Below are 19,262 nucleotides of genomic sequence, written 5' to 3'. Positions count from 1 at the left end.
TGCTTCAGGAAGGATATATAGAAAGGAACATAAGAGCCTACAGCGTATTTAAGGGTGAAGATTGAATGATGATAGAAACAGAAAGACTCATACTAAGAGAGTATACTTTGGATGATTTTGATGCGTTATATGAAATAATGTCTGACGCTGAGACGATGCAGCATTATCCGGCACCGTTTGATGAGGCAAGGACGAGACGCTGGATTGAATGGAATCTGGACAACTACGCCAAGTACGGATTTGGACTATGGGCAGTTGTTTTGAAAGAAACAGGCGAGTTTATCGGAGATTGTGGAATCACAATCCAGAATATAGACGGAGAGAGCTTGCCTGAGATCGGATACCACATTCACAAGAAGTATTGGCGAAGAGGCTATGCCAAGGAAGCAGCGCAGGCAGTCAGGGACTGGGCTTTCGAGAACACAGATTATCCATCATTGTATTCCTATTGCAAATATACAAATGAAGCATCCTACAAGACAGCAGAAGCAATAGGTATGCATTTTGAAAAAGAGTACCCTGACGAGGTTAACAAGATCACTCATGTTTCAGTGATTCACAGGACATAACAACTATGGATGAGCTTTAATAGGATGCGGATACATTTAGAAATTGGGATATGACAATGGAGGGATATACTATTGGACAAATTTCTTGAAGATGCTAAGAATCTGTATAACTTAGAGGGATATGTAATCAGTAAAGTGCCTGGACATGAAGGTGGGCGTAATCTTGTTTATGTATGCGACAGAGAAGGGAAAACGGAATATGTATTAAGGCTTTCGATTCTTGGCGACAGAAGTGCTGAAGAGTATTTGGCTGAAGCAGAGTTTGTGCATTATCTCGCAGAAGCTGGCGCTCCTGTGGTAGATGTGATTTCTTCTATAAACGGAAAGCTTGTCGAGTCATTTTATCAGGATGAGAATGAGTGTTTTGCAATACTCTTTTCATATGCAAGGGGAATGCTGATTTCAGATAATGGCTACAGATACAGAGATGGTGCGCCACTTTCGGAGTATTTCTATAATACTGGAAAAGCGCTTGGAGCTATTCACAGATTGTCTAAGGAATACAAGCCTGAGAACAAAAGACCTGAGTACTTCGACAAATATAACGTGGAATATATCAATGCTCTGATACCTGATGAGTATAAAGAGCTGAAAAAGGTAATAGGAGAGCGCTTGGAAAACTTCCATAAGCTTCCTATGAATAAAGATGCTTACGGACTTGTTCACTTCGACTTCAGCGACGGAAATTATCATATAGACATGAATACCGGAGATATCACAGTCTTTGATTTTGATAACTGTATGTATTGCTGGTACATGTTTGACCTTGCTAATCTCTGGATCCATGGAACCGGATGGTACCAGAATGAGCCGGATCCTGAGAAACGCATGGAAGGCATGAAAAGATATTTTGATACAGTGCTTGATGGCTACAAGAGCGAGACAAACATTTCTGACGAGGAGCTTTCAAATCTACAGCTGTTCATTGATATGGTACTGATCGAGAATATAGTCGATGAATTTGAGTGCAGCGCTCGCGAAGGAGAAGAACTTGATCCTGAAGATATCGAAGACGCTACAGAATGCTTGATAAATAATGTGCCATTTGCGGGATTTGGGGAATAGTAGATTTTTTTGAAGAGGAGAATATGCACAAGTTAATAATATTACGAGGAAATTCAGGCAGTGGAAAAACAACAGTATCCAGGGAATTACAAGGTATGTTTGGACGCAACACTATGCTGATTTCTCAAGATGTAGTTAGAAGAGAGATTCTTAACGTTAGTGATGGAATTGATACTTTGGCGCTGCCCTTGTTAAAAGAGCTATTGAAATATGGCAGCGAACACAGTGAAATAGTGATACTTGAAGGAATAATGGTGGCGGATTGGTACAAACCGTTATTTGAGCTTGCCAATGACTTGTATGGTTCAGAGGTTTTTGCGTATTATTTTGATATTCCTTTTGAGGAAACTTTAGTCAGGCATCAGACAAGACCAAAACATAATGAGTTTGGTGAAGAAGCCATGCGTAGTTGGTGGGTTGAGAAAGATTACTCAGATGTATTGGAAGAAAAGTCTGTAACCGAAGAACTTAGCAAGGATGATATAGTTAAGACAATATATGAAGCAGTAATTGGGAGTTAAAGGAGTATCTATGTCAGATAATGCACTTGTATATATACATGGAAAAGGTGGTACAGCCAGTGCTGCTGGGACTTTTAAACCTCTTTTTCCTGAATATGAGATATTCGGTTTTGATTACAAAGCAGAAAACCCATGGGAGGCGGAGCCTGAGTTTAGGGAGTACATTACAGCGCTGTATAAAGAATATGGCCCACTTACTGTTATTGCCAGTAGTTTAGGAGCATACTTTTTGATGATTTCGGGCGTTGGCAGCATGATAAAGAAAGCGTTCTTTGTTTCTCCTATTGTTGACATGGAACGTTTGATAAAAGATATGATGGTTGGGGCAAATGTTACAGAGGAAGAACTTAAAGAAAAAGGTATTATATCGATTTCCGAAGATATGATTCTTTCATGGGACTACTTAAGCTGGGTAAGGGAACATCCGGTTACATGGAATGTACAGACCTGTATTTTATATGGTGAAAGAGATCATCTCCAATCAATAGATACAATGAGGGGATTTGCAGAATCTATAAATGCTGATCTTACCGTTATGCCAAATGGTGAGCATTGGTTTCATACAGAGGAACAGACTGAATTTAGGGAGAAGTGGCTTAACAAAAGTAAGTAGTTCACACAAAATCCTTAGGCGCTATTGGAGGATAAGAAGATGGATAGAGAAAAAGCGAAGGAATTATTTGAAAAATACTGTAAGAAGTTAAGAATATCTCCACAGTGGGATGTGAAGTTGGAATTTGTAGAAGACCCGGATTGGCGAAAGACGGGAGATGTTCGAAGAAGAAATCTTTCAATGAATTATATGATGGGTTGAAAGACCTTGAGTAGAGTTCGTGAAAAAACTTTTTTCAACTCAACTAGTGATAGAACAAACTAAAAATACTATCGATTGTATCATACAAAATCTGTGCCTATAATCTGATTATAGAAAAGAGATGGCCATTCCTTTATAGAAAAATTCAACACTGGGTTGAGGAAGGATTATATATGATAGGCAAACAGATTAAGTATTTTAGATTACAAAAACAGGCAAAGCAGGAGGAGCTGGCTGAGTACCTCGGGGTATCGTATCAGGCGGTTTCCAAGTGGGAGACAGGAGCAAGTGCCCCGGATATATCCCTGCTTCCAAAGCTTGCAATATTCTTTGGTGTCAGCATCGATGAGCTTTTTGAGCTTCCTTACGAGGAACAGATGCAGCGCATTGAGAACATGATCTTTAACGAAAGAAGAATTCATCCTGATACATTCAGGCAGGCAATCAGCTTTTTGGAAGATAGGCTTAAACAGGATCCAAAGGATATACGAGCTATTGGAAACCTTGCAAGTATATACAATCACAGAGCACGTAGTGATCACGAACTGGCTTCGGACTATGCACAAAAAGTATTGGAGATGGATCCGGATGATAAGGGCGGATGGGTTGATTTCCTTGAAGCTAATGGTGGTGTCTGCGGCGATGAGTGGTATGATAATCATTTTGAAGTGATTCGCTTCTTTAAAGAACTGTTAGAAAAACATCCGGGAAATTATCGATGCCTGTACGCTCTTTTGGAAAACATGATTGCCGATGGTCGATATGATGAAGCAATTCCGTATATTGAGCAGATGAAGAAAGCCAAAAAGAATCATCAGTATCTCTTGTACACAGGCGATGTGGCATTTGGGAAAGGCCGTTTAGAAGAGGCAAAAGAAAACTGGGAAGCAATGGTAAAAGAGTTTCCTGATGTGTGGCAGGCATTTTGTGATTTGGGCGATGGATATGTCAAACTTGGCATGTATGATAAGGCTCTGGAGGCTTACGAAAAGTCTTTTGACATGCAGGAAAAGCCCAGAATCGCTGAAGGTCTTTGCTCAATGGCGCAGCTCCATGAATCACATAAGGAATACGATAAGGCTATCAAAGACTATCAGAGACTGATAGAAAACCTTAGGGAAGACTACGACGTGACCGAAGGTGAGCAGGTGGACAGATATGTCAGAGAAATTGCCAGGTTAAAAGGAATCAAAAAGAATAGATAAAATGCGAAAGGGATGTGATTGGTACGAGTCACATCCCTTGTATGAGGTAAAGTTTAGATGACAATTGGACTGGTTTCATACAGATGTAAGGATAAAGATATTTCTTTTAATATGAGTCAGATTGAAAGAGCATTACGATATCTGAAGGGAAGATAATAAATAATTACAGAAGAATTTCCAAAGGCTGGAAGAAGTATACCAAGACAGATGAACATTATCAGGAGGGGACATCTGTTGATAGCTTTTGTCTTCGTGGCGAGGAAATCACTATTGCATTATGTGGAGATTTATGGGACTATCCTGAAAGATTCAAGACCGATAGCCTGCTGATTTGGCCGGTCTATGTAACATTTACTACTGATGACTGGAAACAAGTAGAAAGTGATGAATATGCCAAGCAGTCTTTTCTTGCGGCTAAAGATGTGCTGATGATCAATCCAATTGACATAGAAGGCCAGAATCATGGAGGATCTAGCTATTTTCATGACGGAAAGCTGGTGGAGAGGACATCATACGATAAAGAGCAGATAATAATAGTAAATTATGGAGAGAATAAATAATGGTTGGGGAATTTATTATGAAGACAAAGGGCATAAGTTTACAGACGCTATGCGCACCATGCAATTGTCATTGCAGGTATTGTCTTCTTTCATGGGAGAAGAATCCGGTTGGATTACCCTATGAGGAAAGTGAAGAGTTTGCACAATCTTTTTATGATTGGATAAAGACAAACAGGCCAGAGTTGGATTTTAATTTCTCTTATGGTTACTCTATGGATATGCCGCAGATGTTTAGGGCAATCGATTTCATGAACTCTATCGGTTCTATTGGCGGAAAGCTGATGCAGTTTGATGGTATGAGATTTAGAGAAGAAAATGAGATCATATCACTTATGCATAAGCTATGTGAACATGGGATAGAACATCTGAATTTTACTTTTTACGGAACGAGAGATTATCATAACAAGTTTTGCGGAAGATCAGGCGATTATGAATATATGCTTTCGCTTATTGAGGCTACGCAAAAAGAAGGTATTGAGGTTAGTTGTGGTATTCCGGCGACACATGAGAATGCTTCTCAGATAGATCAGTTATCAGAATGCCTTCGTGAGTGTGGCGTGGCACAGCAAAGACTGTTTGTTCCACACGAAGAGGGACGTGGAGCAACTTTAGCAAATATCAGACTTTCGGCAGAAGATTTGGCTCTTTTACCAAGCACCAAGAAACTGCTTAATACAAATGTTTTCAAGACAGAGGCAGAATGGTGCACGAGTGAATCATATAAGCAGGAAGAAAATAGGCTCCTTATCATTTCGCTTACACCGGAGAATATAAATGAGTACAGAGAAATGGGCTTTGAGGCGCTGATTGCACACGTGGAAAAGCTTGATGACGCTTTCTATAACTCCACCCCATCATTTATGGAGTTGGCAGAAAAGTATGGCAATCCAAGCAGTACACTTCTTTATAGTCAGAGGGATATGTACAATCATTTCCAGAGACTATATATCAAGGACCATGGCCTGGACATCTATGATGTGACAGATGAAAGATACAGCGGCAGTAGGAGATATTGAGAGATGGACATTACAAGAATAGATACTTATGATGACAATAGATTTTCTCAAAATGTTCTTAATCAGCATGGAGCTTATATCATTGAAGATGAACCTTATGAAATTGAGATAATTACTAAGGATTCTGCAGTAATTAGAGGAAAGAATAAATCTGTATATGGAGAACTTATTGAGCAGTTTCGTTTTCATGCACCTCATATATGCATATTTTTAGATGCAGCTGGGACAATAATAAAAGAGTATCCTAATGAAGAGGAAATCAAGATAAAACTGGAGGATATTCAGCCGTCACAGTTTTTTATAGATAAGGATAAGTTGGATGCAGTAAAAAGCTTTGTAGATTGCGAAGACGATATTGTTATTCAAGTCATACCATGGAATGACAGATATATAGCATTGGATGGACATACTCGCTTATATCTAGCGAAGTTATCTGGATTTTCTTATGTTAAGGCTGTTATAGCTGAAACTGAAGACTGGGCATGGCAGTTTGTGGGTGAGGCGCAGAAAAGAGGAATCTTTACGCCAGGAGATATGACTCTTCTTGAACACAAAGATTATGATATTAAATGGAATCAGTTCTGTGATGAACTTTTTGCCAGCGAAGAAGAGGAAGAATATCGCGAAGCATTCACAAGAGATGGTGTAAGCCAGAGACGTATTGTTCCAAAGCATGCGCCTGTAAGTGAAGGAGATTACTTCAAGCAGATTCTTGTAATACTTAAAACTAACGACAGCCCAGCGTCTGGAGAAGGTGCTGGAAAGTATATAATGCAGCAACGTTCACTAAAAGCCAAGTACTATGCTGGAATGTGGGATGCTACCGGTGGAGCTGTGAAGGCAGGGGAAACACCTGAGGAAGCTGCTGTAAGAGAAGTGAAGGAAGAACTGGGATTGGATATTACAGTTGAGGATCTTGTTCCAGCTTGGGATTTTATAGCAGAGTGGAATCCGGGAACTGGACTTCTTTTCTCTGTATTTGGATGTAGAGCAAAAGTCCCAGCAGGTGGATTTAGCTGTAGTAAGCGTGAAGTTAATGATGTTAAGATTGCCTCTTTCGATGAATTCTATAAATGCATGATGGAGCATAACGATGAGGCATTCGGAGAAGAACTTAAGAAACTTGAAGCGAGGCTGTAACTAATGGAACCAATCATAAAATACATAAAAGAAAAATATTGCCCAGAAGCAATTATAGTTTACGGTTCATTTGCAGACGGAAGCGCTAATGAAAACAGCGATTTTGATGCTTTAATAATTACGGATAACGTTAAGACACATGATGCATCAATAGTAGATGGCACAGTACTTGATGTCTGGGCATATCCAGCACAGACCTTCAAAGAAGAATATGATCCAGATGAGTTTATTCAGGTCTTTGATGGTCAGATTCTTATGGACAATAATGGAACTGCATCAAAACTGAAAGCAGAAGTAAACAACTATATAAGTAACCTGCCATTAAAAACTGACGAAGAGGTTAGGCGGGAAGTAGAGTGGTGTGAGAAAATGCTTCTTCGTACTCGAAGAGGAGATGCTGAGGGTTTTTACAGATGGCACTGGCTTTTGGTTGATAGTCTGGAAATCTACTATGATGCCAAGAAGCTGCATTACTTTGGACCCAAAAAAGCTCTGAAATACATGGAGAAAGAGGATTCTAACTCATTTCAAAGATATAATGCGGCATTGAAAGAGTTAAGCGATGAACAATTGACAGCTTGGATATCACATCTTAGGGAAATAGTGGCAACGAAGAGTTAATTGTTAGCGGCTGTTTTACTGTTATATTGTCGAAAGATGAGGAACAAGATGGTAATTTGGATTAGTGGACCATATGGTGTTGGAAAGTCAACACTTGCGGAATATATGCAGGGTAAGATGAAGGATGCATTGATATTTGACGCGGAAGCAGTGGGAAATGCAGTGCGCGACAATTATCCTGACCATCCGTATGGTTTTATTTTTGAAGACTATGAGCTTTGGGGAGATTTTTGCTACAAACTTATAAAGGATATTCATGAGAATTTCCATAAGAATGTTATTGTACCTATGACACTTCTTAGGCAGAACTCTTATCGGATCATTGAGAATCTGCGCAAAGACGGTATTGATACACATTTAGTTGTGCTGGAAGCTGATCACCAGACTGTTCATGACAGAATTCTGAACAGAGGAGAAAAAGAAGGCTGCTGGTGCATGGAGAATATTGATCTGTCCCGTGAGGGAACAGCTGCTTTACCGGGAATTCATGTTGCTACAGACGATAAGTCGGTAGTAGAATTGTATGAATGGATTTGCAATAAGATAGGTATTTTGGATGAGCAGCGTATACAAGATAGCAATCTGTGATGACACAGAGATAGACAGAAATTTCATAAAAGATATCGTAACTGATTGGGCTAATAAGAGCGGTGTTAAGCCCGATATTCACATGTTTTCATCGGCAGAAGAGTTCCTTTTTGAATATGAGGACTGTAAGGATTATCAGATTCTTTTGCTGGATATTGAGATGGGCCAGATGGACGGTGTTTCTTTGGCAAAAGAACTTAGAAAGACCAACGACAGTGCTCAGATCGTATTCATAACGGGGTACTCAGACTATATTGCTGAAGGATATGAAGTATCGGCACTGCATTATCTTATGAAGCCTGTTAGGGAAGAGAAGCTTAGCGAAGTGCTGGACCGCGCTGTAAGTAAACTCGGCAAAGATGAAAAGGCACTGATGCTTGAGAGCGGCGGTGAAACTAATCTTGTTCCTATTTACAGAATCAGGTTCATCGATGTAAGAGGCAACTACACCACTGTTCATGCGGATAAGGAGTACACCATCAAGAAAACTTTGAGTGATGAGGAAAAAGAGCTTGATGAGAGGTTTTACAGAGTTGGACGCTCATGCATCGTCAATCTTACACAGATCAGCAAAGTCACAAAGACGGATATTTTCTTCAATTCAGGAGAAACAGTACCGCTTCCCAGAGGAAGTTACGAGAAGGTTAACCGTGCAATAATAGAATTCAATTAAGCATGTTGGGGAATGTATGAGATTTTTTTCTAAGAAAATCGACAATCAAATAGAACTGTACCAGAGAGAACTTGTTGAGACCCATTATAAGGAAGTCGACAACATGTACAAGAAGATGCGTGGTTGGCGCCATGACTACCGCAATCATATTCAGATGATGAAGGCTCTTGCATCAAACGGCGACATGGAAGGCATAAAGGCGTATCTGGATGAGCTTGATACTGATCTCAACACAGTAGATACAGTCATTAAGACTGGAAATGCCATGGCTGATGCGATTCTTAACAGCAAGATTTCCCTGGCCCAGTCAAAGGACATAAATGTAAGTGTAGACGCTCATATACCGGTTAAACTCAAGATGTCGGAGCTGGACCTATGCTGCATCATAGGAAATCTTTTTGATAATGCAATCGAAGCAAGCATGGAACTTCCTATAGAACAACGCATGATTCGCGTATATATGGATATGAAAGGCAGTCAGCTTTATATTTCTTTCACCAATCTCACAGCAGGAAAAAAGCTAAAGAAGATTGGAAAGCTCTTTGGAACTACTAAGGGTGAAGGACATGGTCTGGGGCTGATCAGAATGGATGGCATAGTTGACAGACTTGGAGGATACCTTAGCAGAAACAGCGAGGATGGAGCATTTACAACAGAAATACTGATCCCTCAAGAGTGATTGACCACAAACCCCGTCCCTTGGTACCATGGCTGCATTACAATTCGTCACCCAAAATTGACAATTCATCCCCAAAGTGATTTGGGGGTGTTTTTGTATGGTAGGATAAGAGCGTCACAGAAGGGGAGAAATATTCAGTACATGAGGAGGCGTAGGGAAATGAGTGACAGTGGAAAAGAGAAGAAACCCAAATACAATATGTGGCAGAATCTCTTATATATGCTTAGGAAAGCATGGAAAGTAAATAAAAAGGTTATCTGGGTGGTATTGACAATCGGCGTTGTAAAAGCTTCGCTTACTGTAACGAGACTATTGGTGACTCCGGTTATATTAAAGAAAGTTGAGCAGGCAGAGAGCTTTTCATCTCTTATAGGAGCGATACTCCTGTTTAGTGGACTACTCATTGTTTTTTCATCGCTAATTGGATACTTTATTGCAAATAAGATATTTGGAAGAATTGATGTAAGGTCAAGTATTATCTATGATTTAACCACAAAGTTCTCAGACACGTCCTATGAAAACATCTTGGATACTGATTTTATGGCTGCACATTTAAAAGCGAGGAGTGCTACAAATGGAAACAGCGATGCCACTGAACATATCTGGGAGACTCTTCAGGAACTAATTAGTAACATTTTGGGGTTTGTTGTTTTTATTTTTATTGTGTCAGGGCTTGATCTGATACTTATGGCAGTTGTTGTTTTGACAACAGGTATCAGTTATCTCATCAGTAAAAGAATTGATGAGACGGCAATTGATCCTGAATATGAAAATAATCTGTATATGGAAATGGATTATTTGATGAAGAAAGCTACAGACAGGGCACTTGCCAAGGATATCAGGATTTTTGGGCTCAAGAACTGGGTAGATGAACTTAGTGTCAAGGCTGAGAAGGCATACAGGGAATATCTTCTTGGTTGTCAGAAGAAAAGATTTGTTGGAAATATCTGTGATGTGATTCTGACTTTTTTGCGAAATGGTATTGCATACGCGATCCTTATCAAAATGACTTTGGATAAAGGGTTGTCTGCTTCAGAGTTTTTGCTATATTTTGGCGCGATTGGTGGTTTTACAGAATGGGTAAAAGGAATTCTTGAAGGCTTTTTGACATTTCACAAGGAGAGCATTGATATTTCAAGGGTTAGAGAATTCATAGAATGGGAAGAACCTTTCAAATTTGAAGATGGCAAGCCACTTGATACAGATTCTTTTGATAAATATGAGATTACTCTGGAAAATGTAAGTTACAAGTATCCTGAGGCAAAAGAATTTACGATTAAAAACCTGAATCTGACCATAAAACCTGGAGAAAAGCTGGCAATAGTAGGTCTTAATGGTGCAGGAAAAACAACCTTGATCAAACTTGTTTGCGGACTTTTGGATCCAACTGAAGGATGTGTCCTTTTAAACGGAGAGGATATCAGGGATTATAACAGAAGAGACTATTACAAGTTGTTTTCTGCAGTATTTCAGGATTTCTCAGTCCTGGCAGGAAGTATCAGTGAAAATGTAGCGCAGAGAAAAGATGATTTCGATGAAGACAGAATAAAGGATTGTATTGAAAAAGCAGGCCTTGAGGAAAAGATAGTTGAGTTTCCTGAAGGTTACAACACAAAAGTTGGACGAGATGTATATGAAGAAGGCGTTGATCTTTCCGGAGGTCAGATGCAGAGGCTGATGCTGGCAAGAGCGCTATACAAAGATGGCCCTATACTTACTCTTGATGAGCCTACTGCAGCACTTGATCCTATAGCTGAGAATGATATCTATCTTAAATACAACGATATGGCAAGGGGAAAGACTTCCATTTTTATCTCCCACAGACTTGCATCCACCAGATTTTGTGATCGTATCATTCTCCTTTTAAATGGCCAGATAGTGGAAGAAGGAAGTCATGAAGAGCTTATGAAAAAAGGCGGTAAATATGCCGATTTGTTTGAAGTTCAGAGTAAGTACTACAAGGAAGGGGGAGACGAGGATGGATACGAAGAAGACAAGGTATGTTGATGCTTGGCGTAATAATCTCAGATCCTGGAAGATACTCTGGAATTTAAGAAGTCTTTTCTTTGTTTCAACTGTAATAGATGAATTTTTGGGAGCGCTGCTCCCCTACACAACCATATGGATTTCAGCAAGAATAATTGGAGAATTGGCAGGAGAAAGAAAACCAGAGGCTTTGACGAAATGGGTTATACTGGAGATTTCACTTGCGCTTGTTCTGGGGCTTTTAAAGTATTTAACATCCCGTTGGGCTCAGTATGAGAATGGGATAGTAACAGAAACAGCATTTAACAATAAGCCATTAACAGATAAGTTTTATACTATGGACTTTGCAGATATTGATAAGCAGTATGTTCATGATCTGTTTAATCGAATCAGGCAGAATGCAATGTTCAGCAACTACGGATTTGAAACCAGCATTTTTGTGTTTACAAGCTTTACTAAGGGAATATTTGAAATTGTCGGAGGGATAATACTTTCTATCAATCTGTTTCTGCTTCCGGTGCCCAAAGAGAGCTCATTATCTGTATTAAACAACCCTGTATTTATTCTGATTCTATTGATATGCATGGTAGCAGCTTCAATTATAGGCGGCAAACTCGATTACAGAGGTCATCGTTATTGGATCGATTATGCAGACAAAGCACGATTTGGGAATAGATTCTATTCTTTTTATGGCTTTCAGATGACAGAGAGAAAAAGAGCTGTCGATGTAAGAATGTATGAGCAATACAGAAATGTTGCAGGGCGATATATGCAGAAAGAAAGTGTATTTGGTGGCAACTCAGAAATTGCCGGGAATGCCAGAGGCCCTATGGGATTTGTTCATGGGTTGGCCGAAGGTGTCACAATGCTTCCTACGGCCGCGATTTACCTTTTTGTCTGCCTCAAGTCCTACGGAGGTGCTTTTGGAGTGGGACTGGTAACACAGTACATTGGCGCATGCACATATCTTTTTACCGGAATCAAGGATTTTATGGAATGCATCAGCAGAATGCACGGAAACAGTGAATTCCTTGACCTGATATTTGAGCTGATCGACCTTCCCAATAATATGTATCAGGGAAGCCTGACTACAGAAAAGCGTATGGATAATAAGTATGAAGTTGAGTTTAAAAATGTCTCCTTTAAGTATCCCGGAACAGAAAACTATGCGCTTAAAAACGTGAATGTAAAGTTTACTGTTGGGGAGAAACTAGCAGTTGTAGGCATGAACGGAAGTGGAAAGACGACTTTCATAAAGCTCTTATGCAGACTATATGATCCTGATGAAGGTGAGATTTTGCTTAACGGCATCAACATCCGCAAGTATAGATATGATGAATACATTAATATCTTTTCAGTTGTATTCCAGGATTTCAAACTTCTTGGATATCCTTTGGGAGAGAACGTTGCAGGAAGAAGCTCATATGACAAAGAAAAAGCTCTTAGATGCCTTAAGGAAGCCGGCTTTAATAACCTCGATGATAAGATGAAGAATGGTCTTGATACATATCTTTATAAGGATATCGATAAGGAAGGAGTTGAGATTTCAGGAGGCGAGGCCCAGAAGGTTGCCTTAGCAAGAGCGCTATACAAGGATGCACCGTTTATTATTCTCGATGAACCGACAGCGGCACTTGATCCAATCGCCGAGGCTGAAATCTATGAGAAGTTCAATGATATCGTAGGTGGTAGAACAGCAGTATACATTAGCCACAGGCTTTCATCCTGTAAGTTCTGTGATGAAATCATGGTGTTCCATGAGGGTAACATTGTTCAAAAGGGTTCTCATGCCCAGCTTCTTTCGGACAAAAACGGAAAGTATTATGAGCTGTGGAGTGCACAGGCCCAGTACTATAACGATGATGTGAAGGAAGCATGCTGATTATTTGGTTATTTTTCACTATGCTCCGGTTACTAAGTTCCTCGATGTTTACATGAGATGATGATCTCAGCAGGTTTAGGCTTGCTGAGATTTTTTTATAGCACTGCAAAAGCTAGTTCAATAGTAAAATCTGTTTTGTCAGTGTGGATTATGCAATCACCGCCCATTTTCTTCATCATTGAGCTAACGTTCTTTAACCCGATGCCATTGCTGGAACTGTTATCTACGTGATCAGAAACAGCGTTATGTATAGAGATATAAAAGTTTTTTCCATCGCTTTTGGTATTGAGATTAACGGGCTTTGCGGTATCCGCATATTTAACGATATTCGACTGTATGTTATTCATGATCCTGCCAATGTAGTCGAAGGAGATTGATACATTCTGGTGAGGCCATGAGAGATCAGATACTGCTACATTAAAACCCTGTGCGCCCAAGTAATTGCAGAGTTCAGACAGATAATCGTTAAAAGCATATTCTATGCTGACTACCTCGAATTCATCTTTTTCTCCTGAGTTTATGAGAAAGAAATCAAATAATTGGTCAGAGAGATTCTTTATTTCTCCGGCTTTCTGTAGGGCTTTATCTGAATACTTTACGACCTCTTCAGTTTTATCCTGACGTTTGACAATCTCGATATATGCAATAAGGCTGGTAAGTGGTGTTCTGAGGTCATGGGCCATGCCAAGAACAAGATTATCCTGAGCCTTTTTCATCTCAAGTTCTTTGTGCTCTTTATCTATAAGTGATGTCCGCATATTCTCCATTGCATTTGCAAGATCGGATATCTCATCATCGCCAACTATGCGAAACGAAGCATTTTCGAGGCCAGAACTCATTTTGTCCACTTCATTTCCAAGCTCAACGATGTAGGATACCTCTTTTCTTATTCCTAAAAACATGATCATAAAGCCAACACATACGCATAGTATCGCTATCAGGGCATAGGTGACGAAATAATAGGTGCGCTCAACATTCTTGTAAACACGGATAGTAGCAGCGCCGTCAGAAAAGTTCACATTGTAATCTGGTAGCAGAGCGTAGTTTAACTGCTCAAGCCTTGTATAGGGACGCTTTATAAAACTTGAGTGATCATAAACGTAAGCATTGTCTTTAACTATTACGAGATAATCGACTTTTTTATCTTCAGCCCATTTACGGATTGCTAAAGTATCACCTGATCGAAGGCTTTTTTCAGTGACATAGTAATGGAACTGGCTTGCCAAAGGCTCTGATATTTTTCTTGTAGAATAGTCATTCCAGAAAGTCTCATCTAACTTAAAACTTGCTATGGAAAAGAGAATAAAAAATAGTGCTAATGAGGCAACTGCACTGATGGCAAATAGTATGATTATCTTATGAGTTATGCTCTTAATATGAAATCTAGCCAATTTTGTAACCCTTTCCCCATACAGTTAAGATTATTTGCGGTTCCTGCGGATTTTGCTCGATCTTTGTTCGCAGCTTTCTTATGTGTACCATTACCGTATTAGCAGAATCGGCACGGTAAATCTCATCCCAAACTGTTTCATAGATTTCCTGAGCTGAAAATGTTTTATCAGGACTATCAGCCAGTAAAAGAAGTATCTGATACTCAGTTTCGGTTAGAGTTATTTCTTTTCCATCAATATAGACTTCGTTTTTGGTGGCGCTTATGCGGATATTTTTGTGTTCCACCCACTCTTTTGAATTATTGGAGATAGCGGCAGATAAGGGGTTGTATTCATGGTGCCTTCTGAGCAAAGCCTTTATTCTTGCTGTCAACTCCACATATGAAAAAGGTTTTACAAGATAGTCGTCACCGCCTCTGGCAAATCCGAGAACTTTGTCGCTTTCGGTGGATCTGGCAGTTAAAAAGAGAATTGGCAGTACAGAGGTTTTTCTAATTTCCTCGCACACTTTATAACCTGACATGCCCGGGAGCATGTTATCCAGAATTACAAGGTCTGTATCGTTACTTAGCAGGGAAAGTCCCTGTTCTCCTGAAGAAGCGTCAGTTACAGAGAATCCTTCGCTTTCCAAAAGTATTTTTACACTTTCACGGATGCTTTCATCATCCTCGATAATTAGAATATTTGCAGTATTCATGAGTCTTCCTTGATATCTTTTTTCTTAACTATATCACATAAATCTGGCATCTTAAGAAATCTTAAGAATTAATAAGAATTGTTAAGGCGAAATCACTGATATGATGGGCATAGCAAGAAATGCGATGTTGGAGGTGAGTTGGGGATGAGAAGAATATTGGCAATAATATGCGTTACCACACTGATAGTGGGAGTGATGCTAATTTGCGGAGCTTGCGGTTGTAAAGAGAATAGTTTTCCTGAGCCTGACGTTATAGTGGTCTATTATGAGGGAAGGCAGATTGTATTAACAAAAGGAGATAAAGACTTTTTAAAGGTTTATGCACTATTCAATGCAAAACTTCCAGAGAGAAAACTAGACGCATTTGCTGATGATGAAATAGTAAATAGCGTGAAAAAGAAATTTGCTGCTGAGTACATATATAATGACGCACAGCTTATTCAGACAAAAACTGGTACTGAAAACATAGCGAGAGCACTTTTCTTTTTAGCAGAAAATAGTGAAGGAAAGGTTGCCTTCTACAGGAATGGCTATTATAAGTCCGGAAGAGTTGATTTTTCCTATGACAGGAGCAGAATCAAGGAAATAGTAATCTCGTATGAGGACGATGTCTTTACTATGCCAAAAGCTGGATGGGTTACAGCGCTATAACTTATAAATGATCACAAAAAAGGGGAGGAATTACCATGAGAAGAATTATTATTATGCTATCAGCAGTAGCTTTTTTGATTACGTGTATCACAGGATGCGGGAAGGAAACAGGCGCATTCGGTAATGAAAATGTAAATGAGTCTGCTATATACGAGCAATCAGAGAACATGAATACAGAGAAGGAGCAGATTGTTCTTGCTATGCTTTTTGAGGATGACGAGTTATCAAATGATGCTGACGAAATACTACAAAAGCAGATTGATAAATTTAATCAGGCCCATAGTGATTATGAAATAGTCATAAAAGAGTATCGCCGTGAAGAGGACATGTATGATGGAAATGTGACTCTTTTGCAAAGAGAAGTTGTATCAGGGGAGGGGCCGGATATAATAAATTACAGATGGGATTACAATGTTGCTGCTGTTACCGGGAAATATACCGTTGATCTTAGGCAGTACATTGATAACAATCCAGAGATTAAAGAGAATTTATTTCCTAATATTCTTGACGCACTTTCTGTTGAAGGTGGACTTTATGCACTTCCATCAACTATACGTCTTAATACGCTCGTAGGATGTAAAGCTGAGATAGGAGATATCAGAAGATGGGACGTTGAGACTATGTTAGGCATTTTTGAGAAAAGTGGCAAGGAATATCCCCTTGGACATCTAAATAAGCTTGCTGTATTTGATAGGATATTTTGTGCGCTTACTAATGAATATGTAGACTGGGAAAAAGGGACCAACTCTTTTGATAGTGATGAGTTTAGAAGTATTTTAGAATATGCTGACAAGTTCGATCTTAATTATGGTGATGAATCTTGGAATGGTTTTGGGGTAAAAGACTATGTGGTCAATGGATATATAGTTGCAGATGTTTTTGATACTGCCAGAATTGAATGCGAGTTTCAAACGGAAGATGTAAATTATGTTGGATTCCCTTGCCATGATGGATGCGGAACAATAGTTGAGCCTGGAGATAATGTTATGGCTATATCCATGTCTAGCAAACATAAAGATCAAGCTTGGGAGTTTATGAAACAACTAATGTCTGATGAATATCAGCTGGATATGGCAGAAAGTTTTAATCTTCCTATAACCAGAAGTGCTATGGATAAAATGCTAGATAAAGCTAAGAAGGTTGAATATAATGGTGATGAAATGGTGGCAAAAGCTATGTATCAGCCTGATGAAACCTATGAATCATTTCCAATCTACTCCATAACAGATAAACAGGCTGAAGATCTGATATCACTAATTGAAAGTGTAGATAAGTCGTATTCTTTGAATCCAAAGGTGGATTACGTTATATATGAAGAGGCAGATGCTTTCTTTGCCGGCCAGCAATCGATTGATCAGACAATTGACAACATTGAAAATCGTGTTTGGCTATATATCAGTGAAAAAGCTGCATCATGAGATGTACTTGATTTAGAAAAATGAGTGAAGCGTAGAAGTAAGAGAAATAGTAGAAAAAAGAAATGTAGAAAACGCAAAAATTTGAACTAAACGTTTCTGTTTCAGCCGGTGAACTTTATAATCTTTATAATCTTGGATTCAACTAATTCATGGCGATTTGCTGACAAATTAACACGCGAATATGCTTGTAAATATATGTGCATTGAACTATAATTTGTTTAAGGAAAAGTTTGTTTAGATTAAATAGATTGAATAGGAGGGATGTTATGCCAGCAATCATGCCAATATCTGATCTTAGAAATTATACAGATGTATTAAAGGAAGTAGACGCTAGCAACCGTGTATATTTAACAAGAAATGGTCGTGGCGCTTATGCAATCATGACTGTAGAAGAGGCTGATGAATTAGATCGCTTAAGAGCTGTACATGCTGTATTGTCCGATCTTAAAAAGGCTGAAGAACGCTCCAATCTTGAGGGATGGGTAAGCGATGAAGAGATGCAGAAAGAGATGGGACTTGAGGATTGAAGAAAATAAAGTATTCCCAGGATTATAGAGACAAGATCAGAATAATTAAAAAAGATCTTGATACTCGCTTTGATAAAGATGTAAGACTTGCCGTATTCAAAAAGATAAACGATAGGATACAGTCCATTAAGGAAAATGAAGAAATTGGAATATCAGTACGAGAAATGTTTGGTGTTGATACTGATTACCAAGTAATATATGCAGCTAAAAACTATATTTTCTTTAGGATTGAGCTTGATGAAATATTCATTGTGAACATATACAATGAGAGAGAGGACTTTATGTGGAAGTTGTTTGGAATCGGAACCACTTCACAGGAAACAGAAGATTATTGGAAAGAATAAACCTTCATTATTGAATCTAGTTTGTGCCAATCTGGCGGTTTGCAATCGATCAAAAAGGTTGTAAGCCGCCTTTTTGCTGATAGAAGATTTTGACAAAAATGTTTTGCAGCTAAATTCAAAGTAATAATTGTGCACAATGCATCTTTTTCCAGCGTAAAAAAATAGTATTTTTATAAGAATCAGCATATTTCCTGCTAATACTGATGTTCTCATCATTGTTCATGATCACATGATCACTTCCTGTCTTTTTTATAGCATTCAGATTGATCACGTAGGAATTGTGTATCTGCAGAAAGTAATCCGGCAATTTCTTTAATTCATCTGATAATTTGCCATAGTACTCTATGATCTCATCCCTGCAGACTATGCTGATCACTCGCTTGTTGCTCATGAAATAGAGAATCTCTTTACAGCAGATTGTGTTATTGGTTCTCCCAGACTTATATGAAAAATAGTCCTCTGATTCCCCAATTATCTCGAGACCACGCTTTATTGCCTTGAACAGTTCTTCCTTTTTGACAGGCTTAACAAGAAAATCCAGAGGCTGAACGGAAAAAAGCTTCATGGCATGGGGAGAAGATCCTGATAGTTCTCATGGACTTCATTGATGGGGACGAGCCGGAACTTGAAAAATGTGCATCCGAAGTAGGCAGGCTTGTAGGCAGATTTCATCAATTGATGGAGGACTATCCCTCGGAGCTTGTCTACCGCGACAAAGAATTCTTTATAGGTCGATATATTGAGTCCCTTCGTAAAAAGAAATACCCACGTATCAAAGAGTATGAGGAACTGGGAGAGCGTTTGTGGGATAAGGTAAAAAATCTTCCGCAGGGGAATTGCCACGGAGATCTTCACAGGGGGAACCTGTTGCAGAATGCGGATGGGAAGACAATGTGGAAGCGATCAGAAGCATAG

The 19,262-nt window shown here is 39.2% G+C and carries 22 protein-coding genes; 19 read left to right on the top strand and 3 right to left on the bottom strand.

All coding sequences use genetic code 11. The annotated features are described in order from the left end of the window. The first annotated feature begins 65 nt into the window (after positions 1-65). From IJI01_RS09090 to IJI01_RS09025, 14 genes are all read left to right on the top strand, one after another. Positions 66-569 (top strand): GNAT family N-acetyltransferase, encoded by a 504-nt coding sequence (locus IJI01_RS09090; RefSeq protein ID WP_292189066.1) that lies wholly within the window; start codon positions 66-68, stop codon positions 567-569. A 72-nt stretch (positions 570-641) separates the two neighbouring features. Further along, positions 642-1,634, top strand: coding sequence for a phosphotransferase enzyme family protein (locus IJI01_RS09085; protein ID WP_292189064.1), 993 nt, complete (start codon positions 642-644; stop codon positions 1,632-1,634). 23 nt (positions 1,635-1,657) lie between these two features. Further along, the gene (locus tag IJI01_RS09080) at positions 1,658-2,155 is read left to right on the top strand and encodes an AAA family ATPase (protein WP_292189061.1); all 498 of its coding nucleotides are present in this window, start codon (positions 1,658-1,660) and stop codon (positions 2,153-2,155) included. A gap of 10 nt (positions 2,156-2,165) precedes the next feature. Then, a complete protein-coding gene (locus tag IJI01_RS09075) occupies positions 2,166-2,768 on the top strand; it encodes an alpha/beta fold hydrolase (protein ID WP_292189058.1) in 603 nt (200 codons plus the stop codon). 39 nt (positions 2,769-2,807) lie between these two features. Continuing rightward, positions 2,808-2,969, top strand: coding sequence for a hypothetical protein (locus IJI01_RS09070; RefSeq protein WP_292189056.1), 162 nt, complete (start codon positions 2,808-2,810; stop codon positions 2,967-2,969). Between the two features lie 173 nt (positions 2,970-3,142). Beyond that, positions 3,143-4,174 (top strand): helix-turn-helix domain-containing protein, encoded by a 1,032-nt coding sequence (locus tag IJI01_RS09065; protein WP_292189053.1) that lies wholly within the window; start codon positions 3,143-3,145, stop codon positions 4,172-4,174. 577 nt (positions 4,175-4,751) lie between these two features. Beyond that, the gene (locus IJI01_RS09060; protein ID WP_292189050.1) at positions 4,752-5,750 is read left to right on the top strand and encodes a radical SAM protein; all 999 of its coding nucleotides are present in this window, start codon (positions 4,752-4,754) and stop codon (positions 5,748-5,750) included. 3 nt (positions 5,751-5,753) lie between these two features. Next, positions 5,754-6,890 carry an NUDIX domain-containing protein gene (locus tag IJI01_RS09055; RefSeq protein ID WP_292189047.1) on the top strand — a complete coding sequence of 379 codons (1,137 nt, stop codon included), beginning with the start codon at positions 5,754-5,756 and terminating at the stop codon, positions 6,888-6,890. Between the two features lie 3 nt (positions 6,891-6,893). After that, complete coding sequence (locus IJI01_RS09050) at positions 6,894-7,511, top strand: nucleotidyltransferase domain-containing protein (RefSeq protein WP_292189044.1); 618 nt, start codon at positions 6,894-6,896, stop codon at positions 7,509-7,511. Positions 7,512-7,559: 48 nt separating this feature from the next. Beyond that, positions 7,560-8,099, top strand: coding sequence for an AAA family ATPase (locus tag IJI01_RS09045; protein ID WP_292189041.1), 540 nt, complete (start codon positions 7,560-7,562; stop codon positions 8,097-8,099). Beyond that, positions 8,068-8,772, top strand: a complete 705-nt coding sequence (locus IJI01_RS09040) for a LytR/AlgR family response regulator transcription factor (RefSeq protein WP_292189039.1) — start codon at positions 8,068-8,070, stop codon at positions 8,770-8,772. Before IJI01_RS09045 ends, IJI01_RS09040 begins: the two co-directional genes overlap by 32 nt. Positions 8,773-8,788: 16 nt before the next feature. Further along, the gene (locus tag IJI01_RS09035) at positions 8,789-9,451 is read left to right on the top strand and encodes a sensor histidine kinase (protein ID WP_292189036.1); all 663 of its coding nucleotides are present in this window, start codon (positions 8,789-8,791) and stop codon (positions 9,449-9,451) included. 159 nt (positions 9,452-9,610) lie between these two features. Then, positions 9,611-11,458, top strand: coding sequence for an ABC transporter ATP-binding protein (locus IJI01_RS09030; RefSeq protein ID WP_292189033.1), 1,848 nt, complete (start codon positions 9,611-9,613; stop codon positions 11,456-11,458). Continuing rightward, entirely contained in the window at positions 11,430-13,319 is a 1,890-nt protein-coding gene (locus IJI01_RS09025; RefSeq protein WP_292189030.1) for an ABC transporter ATP-binding protein, read from the top strand. Before IJI01_RS09030 ends, IJI01_RS09025 begins: the two co-directional genes overlap by 29 nt. Before the next feature lie 95 nt (positions 13,320-13,414). On the opposite strand, the gene IJI01_RS09020 is transcribed toward IJI01_RS09025, so the two are convergent. Beyond that, the gene (locus IJI01_RS09020; protein WP_292189028.1) at positions 13,415-14,710 is read right to left on the bottom strand and encodes a HAMP domain-containing sensor histidine kinase; all 1,296 of its coding nucleotides are present in this window, start codon (positions 14,708-14,710) and stop codon (positions 13,415-13,417) included. Continuing rightward, positions 14,703-15,407 (bottom strand): response regulator transcription factor, encoded by a 705-nt coding sequence (locus IJI01_RS09015; protein WP_292189025.1) that lies wholly within the window; start codon positions 15,405-15,407, stop codon positions 14,703-14,705. Before IJI01_RS09015 ends, IJI01_RS09020 begins: the two co-directional genes overlap by 8 nt. Positions 15,408-15,551: 144 nt before the next feature. Here IJI01_RS09015 and IJI01_RS09010 point away from each other — a divergent pair, with 144 nt between their 5' ends. The 4 genes from IJI01_RS09010 (at position 15,552) to IJI01_RS08995 (ending at position 18,347) form a co-directional block, all read left to right on the top strand. Next, positions 15,552-16,058 carry a hypothetical protein gene (locus tag IJI01_RS09010; RefSeq protein WP_292189023.1) on the top strand — a complete coding sequence of 169 codons (507 nt, stop codon included), beginning with the start codon at positions 15,552-15,554 and terminating at the stop codon, positions 16,056-16,058. A gap of 35 nt (positions 16,059-16,093) precedes the next feature. Then, positions 16,094-17,476: an ABC transporter substrate-binding protein gene (locus IJI01_RS09005; protein ID WP_292189020.1), complete on the top strand. Its 1,383-nt coding sequence runs from the start codon at positions 16,094-16,096 to the stop codon at positions 17,474-17,476. Between the two features lie 266 nt (positions 17,477-17,742). After that, on the top strand, positions 17,743-18,003 hold the full coding sequence (locus IJI01_RS09000; protein WP_292189018.1) for a prevent-host-death protein: 261 nt from the start codon (positions 17,743-17,745) through the stop codon (positions 18,001-18,003). After that, complete coding sequence (locus IJI01_RS08995; RefSeq protein WP_292189015.1) at positions 18,000-18,347, top strand: type II toxin-antitoxin system RelE/ParE family toxin; 348 nt, start codon at positions 18,000-18,002, stop codon at positions 18,345-18,347. The genes IJI01_RS09000 and IJI01_RS08995 overlap by 4 nt, the downstream gene beginning before the upstream one ends. Positions 18,348-18,462: 115 nt before the next feature. Here IJI01_RS08995 and IJI01_RS08990 read toward each other — a convergent pair whose 3' ends face one another. Then, positions 18,463-18,912: a LytR/AlgR family response regulator transcription factor gene (locus IJI01_RS08990; RefSeq protein WP_292189012.1), complete on the bottom strand. Its 450-nt coding sequence runs from the start codon at positions 18,910-18,912 to the stop codon at positions 18,463-18,465. 29 nt (positions 18,913-18,941) lie between these two features. Between IJI01_RS08990 and IJI01_RS08985 the strand changes: the two genes are divergently transcribed. Next, positions 18,942-19,262, top strand: a complete 321-nt coding sequence (locus IJI01_RS08985; protein ID WP_292189009.1) for a phosphotransferase — start codon at positions 18,942-18,944, stop codon at positions 19,260-19,262.

The organism is Butyrivibrio sp. (assembly GCF_017433805.1).
In the GTDB taxonomy this organism is placed as follows: domain Bacteria; phylum Bacillota; class Clostridia; order Lachnospirales; family Lachnospiraceae; genus Butyrivibrio.
This window is presented reverse-complemented; position numbering and strand designations above follow the sequence as displayed.